Genomic DNA, 10,685 nt, shown 5'->3' with positions numbered 1-10,685 from the left:
TATTTAACCGCTGGACTCTCGTTATGACTGAGGGACTGCCGGGGGGCAGGTCAGGGCATTGTGTGGTTCATGGTTTGTCGGCCTGCCTCAGTTCAACTTTGCGACCGCTTGCGTCGCGCCATCCACCGGACCAGCGGGCTAGCCGGTAGACCATAGCCTGCCGTGTCGCCGAGCCACGCATGCCAGTCGTAATGTCGCCGCTCTCGATCAGCGTCTGGATGATGTCGTCACGGTCCCTCGATTTCAGCCACTGGGTCCCGCGGGTTAGCTCAGACTTGGTGATCCCCTTGGCGCCTGCAGCCCGGATAACTTCACGCAGCCGCTTGAGGAGCGCCTCCGTTTCGGTATCGGCCACATGGCGGTCAACAGCTTCCATCGCGCGCTGGGCGTAGTGCCGCACAAAGGCGATGGCCCATTCAGCGTCGTCGATCGCAATGGTGGGGGCGGCCGGATCGCGTCCAACGGCCACGATCATGGCAAGCTTCATGGCGATTTCGCCGATGCGTGCCAGGATGGCCGTGAAGGCCGTGCCCGAGGCCGCACGCAGTTCCCCGGTAATCTCTTCGCTCAATGCTTTGAACCGTTCGCGCGCATCGGTACTCATAGGCACAGTGGTCAGCGACAGAGCGGTCTGTGGCCCCGAGGTAGCTCCCACCAGATTGCCGCGCTGATGTCCGCCACCCGAGGCCAGCAATTGCAATCCGTCGATCAGGTCGGCTGGCGGGGTGCGAAGACCTACCGCGACGTTTTCATCTGGATAGTCATCGTCGCTGGGTAGGATCAGGAAGCGGGCCAGCGAGCCGTCCACAACATTGGCCCCTTGCAGCGCACCCCAGAAGTGCAGCGGGGTCGTGGTGCCGTAAACGCTAAGGCAGGGCTGGACGATATCACGCCGCTCGTTTGTGCCATCGCGATTGGCATATTCCGCGCCAAGGAATATCCCGCCGGCCGAGGTATAGAGCTCGGTCATGTTGTCGAGAATTTCGGTGATGTGGCGCGGGCTGCGTTTGCGGTCGGCAGCGGCCGCCAGGAACATCCCGAACTCATCGATCTGGAACAGGATCGCAGGCTGGCGATGTAGGGCGGTCAACAGCCCCGCGCCCGACGCGATTTTGTTTCCGCCAAGGTGGTTCGCAAGCCCCGCCTCGAACAGTACCTCGTTGATAATCTCCCGCGAATGGTTCTTGCCTGATCCGCTGTCCGCGATCCCGACTACATAGAGGTTGGAGCGTAGGTTGCTCTCGGTGCGGTAGAGGCGGCCCATAAGCGCGCCGATCGCGCAAAGGCTAGCCCCAAGCGAAAGCAAGGGCTGCGGCCTGCGTGCAGTTGAGATCATATATTGGGTCAGATCTCCGACAAGCCCGCCCGGTATTGTCAGGTTGAAAGTGGTCTTGGTTTCAACCGGACTATCGGAAGCAAACTCACCCCCAAGGCCTGCCAGGAGGCCCGCGGCCGGATGGCTGTCACCTTTCGGCAGGCTACCATCTAGGATCAGGCAGGGATCCGGCTTCCAGCCGCGTTCCATCGCGAGGTGATAGACCGTGCCCGCACCGATCCGGTCCGGGCGAAAGCTGGCCCATGCCTTTTCTGTAGCGGCGACCTCGTTCTTTGATGCCTGATCAGACCAGTCCGTGAAGACATCCTTTCCCGCTTCACCAAGTCCGCCCTTGAGGGCCATGCCAATACGCACCCAGCTGTCATATTCGAGGTCGTTGTTGGGTATGTGGCTCATTGCGGAACAGATGGCCTCCAATGTGCCGGTCTGGGCATGGCCCGGCGCAGCTGAACCAGCGCACGAAGGCGCTGCCAGACTTGCTGGCCGAAGCTCTGCGGGGATCAGGGCCATAGCTTCTTCGACAAAGGCTGCCGCCATGTCTGCGTCTATAATCGGCAGGCTTTCCAGATCGAGTTCGGCCAGCCCTTCTTCAGGCCAAACATAGGGCTGGCCGGTATCGGGGTGGTTGGCATAGGCGACGAACTGTTGGCCAAGGCACAGCACCTCGAGCGGGGCCCGTCGGATGCCTCGGAACGGTTCCCTGGTGCGGTAGACTAGCAGGCGCTTCGGTGCGCGGCCGATACGCAGCGCTGGGGTGTCGCCAAGCCGCACACGAGCCAACTGCTCGATCTGCAACGCAAGTTCCGGATCTGTCAGAATGTCTATGTCGATCGCCGCAACAGCACCCGCCACAACGCCGATGGCGCAGTCGGGCCAACCAGACCAAGTCGTGATTTCGACCTCGGTTGTTGGGCGTTCCGCGTGTCGGTTCCATTCGGGATAATCGACCCAGGTACTGCGCTGGAACCGACCCGGCTTCTTGGTGCCGGGCGCGATGGGCAGGATCGTATAACCATTGGCGATAAGGCGCGAGCCGAGCTGCGCCATGAAGGATGCTGGCATCAGAATGGGCACTCCGACATGTCAGCAGCAAGTTCGCGCAGATGGTCGCAGTACCCCGTGACCAGATGTTCGACAAAACCTGCCCACTCGGCATCGCTAAGGGTTGCAAGGTCGGTCTTGCCGATCTGTTCGAGGAAACGGCCGCCAGCCTGGCCACCTTTGACCATTGCGGCCTGTTCGTTGCGGCTGGTGTTGATCATGCCCTGCCTCCGGTGACAGAGGTCCTGGCAGACGCGGCTGCAAAGATACTTCCGGCTTTCGTCCCGGCGGGGATCGGAGACCCGATAGTACGGGATGAACCAGCCGAAGCCGCGGGGCTGGCGATGGCAGACCGAGCAGAGCCCGGGGTTTGCGTATTGCATGTGTCGAACTTGACCTTGTTGATTTCGGTGTAGTTGCCCGAAGGGCGCACGGTTATGTGGCTGGGGCGGCGCAGACGGCTGGTCAGTTGGAGTGCGGCATTAACCGAGGCCGGAATGGGTATTCCCGGGGCACGTTCACGCCACCAGCTTTCTGCTTTGGTGCGAGGAAAGCCCTGGTGCTCCAGGCAGATCCATTCGGAGTGCCGGGACAGGCCGCACTGATAAGTAACCTTCAGTGATGGGCGCCCGCCGGGCTTATCATGGCGCTGATAGGAAATATTCGAGACTGGCAGCCATGCCGAATGCTGAGGCTTCGCGGACGAAAGCACAGCCAGCGTAGAAGCTGTGGGCGCTACCTTCACCTTGCGCGCTGGGAAGATATAGCCGCAATCTGAACATTCTAGCGCGGCAGCAGCAACTATGCTGTCGCAGTCCGGACAGACCTTGACCGGCGCATCACCTTCGCCCGAACCTGGCCGCTTCGGCTTGACGAGGTCGATGGGACCGTGACGTTTTACGTTGCCGGCGAAGTCCAGAACGAGGCAATCCTGTTTGCCCGGGGCGAGCCGCGTCCCACGGCCAGCCATCTGGACGTAAAGGCCAGCCGACTTGGTCGGCCGCAGCATGGCGATCAGATCTACGGCCGGCGCATTGAAGCCTGTCGTCAGCACCCCCATCGAAGCCAACGCCCGGATGTTGCCGGCCTTGAACTCAGCGATGATGCGGTCGCGCTCATCCTTGGGGGTCTCGCCGAAAATGGTGGCGCAACTGATCCCGCGGCAGCGAAACTCCTCGGCAACGTGGGTCGCGTGACTGACGCCCGAACAGAATGCTAGCCACGACTTCCTGCCCTTGCCGTAGGCCATGATCTCATCGACGGCAGCGCGGGTGATTGCGTCCTTATCGACCGCTTTCTCGAGGTCGCGGGCAATGAATTCGCCGCCGCGTGTGCCAACGCCGCTTACATCAAGCTTGGTCCTTGGCTGTTTCGACACCAGCGGGCTGAGATAGCCATCTTCAATGAGATCCCGGACAGACACCTCGTAAGCAATGTCGCTGAACAGCGCATTGTCGCCTTCGTGGAGCATCCCGGAATCCAGGCGGAATGGTGTGGCCGTCAGCCCGATCACCTTTAGCGACGGGTTGATGCGCTGCATCTGATTCAGGAAGCGGCGGTACATCGTGCTCTGCTTGCCAGGGATGAGATGGGCCTCGTCGATCAGGACGAGATCGCAGTGGCCGATTTCCGCAGGCCGGCGGTGGACCGACTGAATGCCGGCGAACAGGATACGTGCATCAGCATCACGGCGGCCAAGACCTGCCGAGTAAATCCCGGCAGGCGCTTCGGGCCAAAGCCCCAGCATCTCCGCATGGTTTTGGGCGATAAGTTCGCGAACATGGGTCACCACCAGAATGCGCTGATCGGGCCAGGCCTTGAGAACCCCGTCGATGAACGAGGCCATGACCAGGCTTTTGCCGCCAGCGGTTGGAATGACCACAAGGGGATTGCCCTTGTTGAGTTCGAAGTAGCTGTAAATCGATGCGATTGCAGACTGCTGATAAGGGCGCAGCTTAAGCATGGGCGGCCTCCTTTTGGCGGGCGTCATTGAGCCAGTCGGAGCCGTCGGCCATGCGATAGGCGACGAAGTCCTCGCCGGCGTCGGTGACGGCACCGGGCACGAGATCAGGGATGAAGAGGTGGCGGGCACAGGCGCGGCGCTGCCCTTGAGCGTCGACCATGCTGTCATGACGGGCGCAGTGCCAACCGCCGTCCACGGCTGTTGAATGCAGGCATGTCCGGCAATTGACGGCAATGGCCTCGCCGGCGTGACATGCTGCATGGTGGGAGCACATGCGGCACTCGAACCAGGTCGGATCGTCGCTGATCCGGGCGGGCGGATGTTGGGCCTCGATCGTGCGCTTGGCCTTCTCCAGCAGCCGAGTTGCCTCGGCAGGATCTGCCTCAATCCGCTCGATGTGCAGCGCATCCGTATTCTTGCAGACCGCGACGTACATGGCGCGGGTCAGCCCGGTGAGATGCATATAGACCTGCATCTGGGCCGCGTGCTGGGGCTTCGATTTCTCAACGCCCTTGGCGACAAGGTCAGCAAAGCTTTTAACCGAGTGGGTCTTGAACTCGACAACGTGCCAGGTCTTTGGTGCTTCAAGCAGCCCAAGGGCAGCGCCATCAAGCGAACCACCGAAGTGGCCGCCATGGGCTTCAACCCGGAACTGGCGTCCCGTCTCGGGATCGACCTCCAGTACAGTCGCACCGGTCGAACGGAGATTGGCCACCATCCGGTCTTCTTCGCGCTGTCCGGTCTCAAAAAGGCGAAGCATCCGGCCGGAAAAGCGTGAGGTTGTGACCCAGCGAAAATCGAACCAGAGGGCCCGAGCGCAAGGCTTACCGATCAGCGAAGCACCAAGGTGCTCGCGGAAACCATCACCTTGGCGCCCCTCGTAGGCGGCGTAGATTGCCGTCAGTGTTGGCGTCGGCGGTGCGGGGAGCTCTGCCATCACAGATCCCCCACTTGGCTGCGGGCGCGCGCTTCCGCGACCAGTTCAGCCCAGACTTCGGGATCGTGGCGGGCGCGCAATATATCGATAAGCGCGTCTTTCATCCGGCTGCGGCTGTGCCCAGCTCCACCGTCGGCAAGCAATTCTGCGCGTTCGCGGTAGAGGTGGCGCTGCGCGGTACGGGCCCGGTGAAACCAGATCGGATCGATCGGCTTGCCCTGCGCCTGGCGGGCAAGGTCAGCCGTGGCGATCTGGTTGCGGATCTTGGCAATCGCGTCGTCGAGGGCGATCAGACGGCGCTGTTTGTCAGGCAAAGGGGTATCGTGCACGGCCACGGGGGCCGCGTTGAGCGGTTCAGTCATGGTCAGTCTTTCAGAGCCGGGGCCGCCGCGATTTCCCGCGGCAGCCCGTGGGATTAGCTGTTGCGGTTCCAGGGAGCGGCAGCCGGGCTAGCCTGCGTGGCGGGCGGTGCGGGTTGGCGCGCAGGTGCAGGCGCAGTCTTGTCCGGTACAAGGTAACGGATCGAGTTCTTCTCCGAATACCCGTCCTTGGGCGGCTTGACGGCAACCTGGATCGTGAGGGGCACCAAGTGCAGGTCCGTGCTGTCGTTGACCTGCAGTTTGCCGGTGGCGTGACAGATCGCGGAAAGCATGCGCTGCGCGATCTCGACCGTCTGCGGGTTCGAGTTCACCAGGTTCAGCTGGTCGAACAGCTTGCGGCCTTGATACTGGCCCTCGATGATTTCGAGCATCAGCCAGAGAAACTGGCCCATGCCGTTGCGGGTGACGCGCATCTCGCTTTCGACGATCTGGGCGCGGTACTTGCCGGCGGGAATAACATCGTAGCCGGTCGTGGGGTCGATGCCGGTGGCATCGAAGGCGGTGTCAAAACGTGCCATTGGAAAACTCCGTCGGATCAGGATTGTTCGGGCTGGGGCATGGCCGCGACGAAGGCCTTCCAGTCGAGCGGAAGGGTGTCGGGCAAGCCGTAGCGGTTCTTTGCGAGGAAGGCCGGACGTTCGGCGGTGTGCAGGACGCGCTCACCGGAGCCGAGTGCCCGGGCTACCTTTTTGTTAAAGCCAACATCCGCTTTCGCGATGGACATCCGGTAGTTGGCAAAAAGCACCACATCGCTGTGCTCTTGCAGCAGGGCCGCGGCCCGGGCCTGGAGCTTGATTACGTAGCGGTCATAGGGCTCATGCTCTGGGCTATCGAAGCGCTTGATGTCGGTATGCGCGATCTGGACGATGGCCATGCCGCGGTGGTCTCGAAGTGCGTTGAGCTTTTCCAAATACTCGCGCCAAACGATGAGCGCCTCAGCATAGCCCTTGCCGAAGCCCGGGGCCTCGATTGATGCCCAGCCGTTGCGGCGGCAAGTTTCGGCCCATACCAGCGGCTCCAGCCAGTCGACGCTATCGATGACCACAGTACGGTGCTGGTGATCTTCGTTCAGTAGTGCATCGAGCGCCCCAGCCACATCGCCGTAACTGGTGGCCAGCGGGAAGTGTGGTGCCTTGAGCATGCCGAGGCCATCCTCGGTCATGATTACGACCGGAGCATCGGCACCCGCCGCGAAGGTGGTTTTGCCGACGCCATGGACGCCATGCATCAAGATGCGCGGCGGCCGCAGCGTGTTAGATGTTTGCAAGGATGCAAGGGAGATTGTCATCAGCTGGCACTCCTTTCCAGCGCAACGTGCACACCAGCTTGTTGGGGCTGGAAATCACACTCTGCATCGCTAGCGTAGATGGCCAGCAGCGGTGTGCCGTCGGCGTGCGTGCCGGCTTCTTCGATGTGATACCGGCGTTGAACCTCGAAGATTTCCGGCAATTCCCAGCGACGATAGAGGCCGGGGATCCGCTTCAGAGGTTCAGTCGGGATGGCAGTCGTATCGCTCATCAACTGGGACTTCCTATTTTTGAATAGACGCTCAGTGCGTCCAAAATTGAAAAGCCAACGGCGCGCGCCGGGCGGGACAACCGGTCAGGATTTTTCATCGGCCTGAGCGCGAAGGCGTTTGATCGCGCGCTGGAAACGTTTGCGTGCGGCTGGTTCCGACAGATTCAGCGCCTTGCCGGCCTCGGCCTGGGTAAACCCGTCGATGACCACGCGGATGACAAGGCCAGCGTCCACTCCAATGAGATTGGTTAGCTCGGCGAGGAGCTTGGCCGGGACCAGATCGGGGTCAGTCGGTTCAAAAATGCCGCCGTGCTGATCAAGATCAAACGGGACCTGCAGGTTCTGGCGCTTCGCTTCCCGATAGAAAGCCCGTCGCACATCGCGTTCGACATTCTTCAGGACGGTGGCGGCGATCCAGTTCACCTGAGTGAGGTCAAGTTCCCGGATTGATTGGGTGGCACGCGCAAGGATTTCCGATGCGAGTTCGTCCGTCTGACCAAGGCGGCGCGCACGCGACCGCCGAAAAACACCGTCTAGCCCGGGCCAAAGTGCCAGGAGCAAAAGGGTGAGCGCACAGTCGCCAGAACGACTGTTGCCCTTCGCGCAAACGATCAAGCCGGTCAGGATCAGGTTCTTCTGATCCGAAGGGGCAGTGCCGCGGTGAAGGTGGTCCAGCAGAGCTGTATGGTCTGCAAACCGGCTAAGCGCGGTGTGGCTGGACCTTACGGCTGTGAATCCGCGCTGGAAATTGAGAAGAGAGGTCGATTGAACAAGATGTTCGTGGAAATCGTGCCACGAGGAGGACATTTGACGCCAGCCTGACGGCCGGGCGTCGAGCGCCTCCTAGTGGCCAAGTCAGGGCGTCAAGCGCCTCTCGTTTCGGGGATTTGCGATCGTGGTGGGGTCTTAAGAGGCGGATTTCCTGTTAAGGGTGCCGCATCCATGGCAGTTGGCCGTCACAGGAAGGCCAACCAGATATTCGCGGTGCTTCTGAACCCGGATGTGCAACTGGTTGCCGTTGGCCATGCCGAGGAGCTTGCTACATTGCGTGCAACGCCATTCGGGCTTGCCGTCGGGACTTTGCGATCCAGAACATTTGTTGTTGGACCCGCCGTTATTTCCGCCCCCCTGCATCGCATCGAATGCGATGGTCGGAACATTACGGGTGCTAGGCAGAAAGTTATTGTTGGGGTTGAAGTCATTCATAAGCGGATCTCCTGTTTTCATGCAGCCTGTTGGTCTTGCGGGGACAAGTTGGGTCATTCGGAAAAGCGATGATGCAGATCCGTTTTCGAGGTTTTGAATTTACGGTTAGTGCCTAGACGTGATCAGCTGCTGTCAGCGGATAGGTATTCAGGAACTTCGCGCTGCTTGAAGCCCACCCAGACTTGCTGCCTTTTTGCGGGTCTGACTGGCCTGTTCACGCGCTTCACGGAAGTCGGGCTCCAGCTCGATAAGCTTGTCCACCAAACCTTGCAGGTCATACATGTTAGACATGCGACCCTTGTGAGCGGCGTAGCGTGGGACGCGCTTAATGAGGCCTTCTTCTTCCAGATCCGTCAGGTAGCGCTGCACCTGCCGTTCGCCGATACCCAGCCGCTGGGAGAGTTCCTTCTTGCTTGGATAGGGCTTCCGGCCGGCATCCCACCAGTGGTCAACAATCTGTATGAGGACGGCCAGCTGGGTGGGGTTCAAGTGCAGGCGGCGTTGCGCGCGCAGCAGAAGCGACGGCAACATACAAAACCCACTATCCATGACCTTCACGCCCCATTTCTGGCTGGCGGGGGATTTCTGGGACTTCGGGGATTTCTTCTCCGCCGTTACTTTACTATCTTGGGTTCCATCTTGATTCGTGTCAGTCATTTACGCTCTCCATGATCTGTAGATGGCGTCAATGGAGCCACGGCACAAGAGGTGGTGCCTAGACATATTTGTCTGCACCCCCCAAGACGTAATCGTCTCAGGCGGAGAGGCGGGGATGTCTCATGAATCAGGACGTATGTAACTACGATGAACGTGAAGTCGTATAAGGAGCATAAGGAGCCCTAGACAAAAACGTCTTGGGGGCACCCTTCACTTTTTTGGATTTCGTTCTGCCGGCATCGACTTTTGATGGATGCGGTCGCTGGCACTGTCCCGTTCCGCGCGACCCACTGGCTTTTCCCCCTCAGTACCACCGCCCGATTGGGTTGGGCGCTGGACGGAGGCAACCATGCAAAATTCAAACTCTCCGGTGTGCAAAGCAGCCATGGAAGGCGCTGCCAAAACGATGGTCGCCGCGTGAGCCGCGAAAGCGGCTTCGCGCCGCATCTCATGACCCCTGACGAGCGGTTGTCCGAGTTGGGCCGGATCCTCGCCGCGGGCGTCCTGCGGATGTGCGAGCAGTCCAGTTCTATATCTGCCGCCAGCGGAGATAGTTCACTCGCAATCTCGGCGGCCAAGAGCGTCAGTCGTCCCCGGGCAGAGACCCGAGTTGGAGGACAGTAATGCAAACAGAACGCGTAAGATCGGCAGCGCGACCCGAAGGTCAGCTGCTGGGGCGGCTCGCCGCGATGAAGACCATGTCGGTGGTTGAACTGAAGGCGGAGTGGCAGAGCCTAATCGGCACGCCTGCGCCGAATAACAGCCGGCAGTTTCTGGAACATCGGCTCGCCTACAGGATTCAGGAGCTGGCCCTCGGCGGGCTGGGCGGCCCGGCCGCCAAGCTGCTCGACGCCCTGGCCGATGAGGTCGAGGGCAAGAAGGTCCGGCGCACGGTGATCAGCGATCCCCGCAACCCGGTCATCGGCACCCGGCTGGTGCGCGAATGGGACGGGGCCGAGCATGTGATCACGGTGCTGAACGACGGCTTCGACTGGCAGGGACGCCGCTACAAGTCCCTGTCGTCCATCGCCCGCGACATCACCGGCACCCGCTGGAACGGCTACCGCTTCTTTGGCTTGCGCGACATCAAGAGGGGCGAGCGACCATGACCGTCAACACCCCGATGCGCCGCCTGCGCTGCGCGGTCTACACCCGCAAGAGCTCCGAAGAAGGGCTCGACATGGAGTTCAACAGCCTCGACGCCCAGCGCGAGGCCTGCGAGGCCTATATCACCAGCCAGAAGGCCGAGGGTTGGGTCCCAGTCCGCGACCGCTACGATGACGGCGGCTTCTCGGGCGGCACCCTTGAACGGCCGGGCCTGAAGAACCTGCTGGCAGACATTGAGGCCGGGTTGGTCGACGTGATCGTGGTCTACAAGATCGACCGCCTGTCACGCTCGCTGATGGACTTCTCGCGGCTGGTAGAGGTGTTCGACAAGCATGGGGTGACCTTCGTCTCGATCACCCAGTCGTTCAACACCACCACCTCGATGGGCCGGCTGACGCTGAACATTCTGCTGTCGTTCGCCCAGTTCGAGCGTGAGGTCACCGGCGAACGCATCCGCGACAAGATCGCGGCCTCCCGCCGCAAGGGTGTCAACGGGCACCGAAGTTTCCCTAAAAGTGGGCGCTTAAAGTTCCCTGCTTT

The 10,685-nt window shown here is 61.1% G+C and carries 14 protein-coding genes; 2 read left to right on the top strand and 12 right to left on the bottom strand.

Annotated features, from left to right (window positions below; all coding sequences use genetic code 11):
* Positions 1 to 67: 67 nt before the first annotated feature.
* The 12 genes from WCL10_RS20230 to WCL10_RS20175 form a co-directional block, all read right to left on the bottom strand.
* Positions 68 to 2,383, bottom strand: a complete 2,316-nt coding sequence (locus WCL10_RS20230) for a PriCT-2 domain-containing protein (RefSeq protein ID WP_336897448.1) — start codon at positions 2,381 to 2,383, stop codon at positions 68 to 70.
* Between the two features lie 14 nt (positions 2,384 to 2,397).
* Positions 2,398 to 2,598, bottom strand: coding sequence for a DUF6511 domain-containing protein (locus tag WCL10_RS20225; protein ID WP_336897447.1), 201 nt, complete (start codon positions 2,596 to 2,598; stop codon positions 2,398 to 2,400).
* The gene (locus WCL10_RS20220; RefSeq protein ID WP_336897446.1) at positions 2,595 to 4,340 is read right to left on the bottom strand and encodes a DEAD/DEAH box helicase; all 1,746 of its coding nucleotides are present in this window, start codon (positions 4,338 to 4,340) and stop codon (positions 2,595 to 2,597) included. The genes WCL10_RS20225 and WCL10_RS20220 overlap by 4 nt, the downstream gene beginning before the upstream one ends.
* On the bottom strand, positions 4,333 to 5,277 hold the full coding sequence (locus WCL10_RS20215; protein ID WP_336897445.1) for a PD-(D/E)XK nuclease family protein: 945 nt from the start codon (positions 5,275 to 5,277) through the stop codon (positions 4,333 to 4,335). The genes WCL10_RS20220 and WCL10_RS20215 overlap by 8 nt, the downstream gene beginning before the upstream one ends.
* Entirely contained in the window at positions 5,277 to 5,639 is a 363-nt protein-coding gene (locus WCL10_RS20210; RefSeq protein WP_336897444.1) for a hypothetical protein, read from the bottom strand. The genes WCL10_RS20215 and WCL10_RS20210 overlap by 1 nt, the downstream gene beginning before the upstream one ends.
* A 53-nt stretch (positions 5,640 to 5,692) precedes the next feature.
* A complete protein-coding gene (locus tag WCL10_RS20205; RefSeq protein ID WP_336897443.1) occupies positions 5,693 to 6,175 on the bottom strand; it encodes a DUF669 domain-containing protein in 483 nt (160 codons plus the stop codon).
* 17 nt (positions 6,176 to 6,192) lie between these two features.
* Entirely contained in the window at positions 6,193 to 6,945 is a 753-nt protein-coding gene (locus tag WCL10_RS20200; protein ID WP_336897442.1) for an ATP-binding protein, read from the bottom strand.
* The gene (locus tag WCL10_RS20195; protein ID WP_336897441.1) at positions 6,945 to 7,175 is read right to left on the bottom strand and encodes a hypothetical protein; all 231 of its coding nucleotides are present in this window, start codon (positions 7,173 to 7,175) and stop codon (positions 6,945 to 6,947) included. The genes WCL10_RS20200 and WCL10_RS20195 overlap by 1 nt, the downstream gene beginning before the upstream one ends.
* An 84-nt stretch (positions 7,176 to 7,259) precedes the next feature.
* On the bottom strand, positions 7,260 to 7,982 hold the full coding sequence (locus WCL10_RS20190; protein ID WP_336897440.1) for a hypothetical protein: 723 nt from the start codon (positions 7,980 to 7,982) through the stop codon (positions 7,260 to 7,262).
* 99 nt (positions 7,983 to 8,081) lie between these two features.
* Positions 8,082 to 8,381, bottom strand: a complete 300-nt coding sequence (locus tag WCL10_RS20185; protein WP_336897439.1) for a hypothetical protein — start codon at positions 8,379 to 8,381, stop codon at positions 8,082 to 8,084.
* A 147-nt stretch (positions 8,382 to 8,528) separates the two neighbouring features.
* Complete coding sequence (locus WCL10_RS20180) at positions 8,529 to 9,038, bottom strand: helix-turn-helix domain-containing protein (protein WP_336897438.1); 510 nt, start codon at positions 9,036 to 9,038, stop codon at positions 8,529 to 8,531.
* Positions 9,039 to 9,248: 210 nt separating this feature from the next.
* Complete coding sequence (locus WCL10_RS20175; RefSeq protein WP_336897437.1) at positions 9,249 to 9,485, bottom strand: hypothetical protein; 237 nt, start codon at positions 9,483 to 9,485, stop codon at positions 9,249 to 9,251.
* A gap of 176 nt (positions 9,486 to 9,661) precedes the next feature.
* On the opposite strand from WCL10_RS20175, the gene WCL10_RS20170 reads away from it, so the two are divergent.
* Positions 9,662 to 10,147 carry a DUF2924 domain-containing protein gene (locus WCL10_RS20170; RefSeq protein ID WP_336897436.1) on the top strand — a complete coding sequence of 162 codons (486 nt, stop codon included), beginning with the start codon at positions 9,662 to 9,664 and terminating at the stop codon, positions 10,145 to 10,147.
* Positions 10,144 to 10,685, top strand: a 542-nt coding sequence (locus WCL10_RS20165; RefSeq protein WP_336897435.1) for a recombinase family protein, incomplete at its 3' end; no start/stop codon positions are given. The genes WCL10_RS20170 and WCL10_RS20165, both read left to right, overlap by 4 nt.

This window comes from Novosphingobium sp. (assembly GCF_037133355.1).
In the GTDB taxonomy this organism is placed as follows: Bacteria; Pseudomonadota; Alphaproteobacteria; order Sphingomonadales; family Sphingomonadaceae; genus Novosphingobium.
Note: the sequence above shows the minus strand (reverse complement) of the source record. Positions and strands in the feature narration are given on the sequence as shown.

Bases quoted from the DNA above. Each gene is read 5' to 3' on its own strand.
- WCL10_RS20230 (WP_336897448.1), bottom strand. From the start codon at position 2,383: ATGGCGCAGCTCGGCTCGCGCCTTATCGCCAATGGTTATACGATCCTG.
- WCL10_RS20225 (WP_336897447.1), bottom strand. From the start codon at position 2,598: ATGATCAACACCAGCCGCAACGAACAGGCCGCAATGGTCAAAGGTGGC.
- WCL10_RS20220 (WP_336897446.1), bottom strand. From the start codon at position 4,340: ATGCTTAAGCTGCGCCCTTATCAGCAGTCTGCAATCGCATCGATTTAC.
- WCL10_RS20215 (WP_336897445.1), bottom strand. From the start codon at position 5,277: ATGGCAGAGCTCCCCGCACCGCCGACGCCAACACTGACGGCAATCTAC.
- WCL10_RS20210 (WP_336897444.1), bottom strand. From the start codon at position 5,639: ATGACTGAACCGCTCAACGCGGCCCCCGTGGCCGTGCACGATACCCCT.
- WCL10_RS20205 (WP_336897443.1), bottom strand. From the start codon at position 6,175: ATGGCACGTTTTGACACCGCCTTCGATGCCACCGGCATCGACCCCACG.
- WCL10_RS20200 (WP_336897442.1), bottom strand. From the start codon at position 6,945: ATGACAATCTCCCTTGCATCCTTGCAAACATCTAACACGCTGCGGCCG.
- WCL10_RS20195 (WP_336897441.1), bottom strand. From the start codon at position 7,175: ATGAGCGATACGACTGCCATCCCGACTGAACCTCTGAAGCGGATCCCC.
- WCL10_RS20190 (WP_336897440.1), bottom strand. From the start codon at position 7,982: ATGTCCTCCTCGTGGCACGATTTCCACGAACATCTTGTTCAATCGACC.
- WCL10_RS20185 (WP_336897439.1), bottom strand. From the start codon at position 8,381: ATGAATGACTTCAACCCCAACAATAACTTTCTGCCTAGCACCCGTAAT.
- WCL10_RS20180 (WP_336897438.1), bottom strand. From the start codon at position 9,038: ATGACTGACACGAATCAAGATGGAACCCAAGATAGTAAAGTAACGGCG.
- WCL10_RS20175 (WP_336897437.1), bottom strand. From the start codon at position 9,485: ATGCGGCGCGAAGCCGCTTTCGCGGCTCACGCGGCGACCATCGTTTTG.
- WCL10_RS20170 (WP_336897436.1), top strand. From the start codon at position 9,662: ATGCAAACAGAACGCGTAAGATCGGCAGCGCGACCCGAAGGTCAGCTG.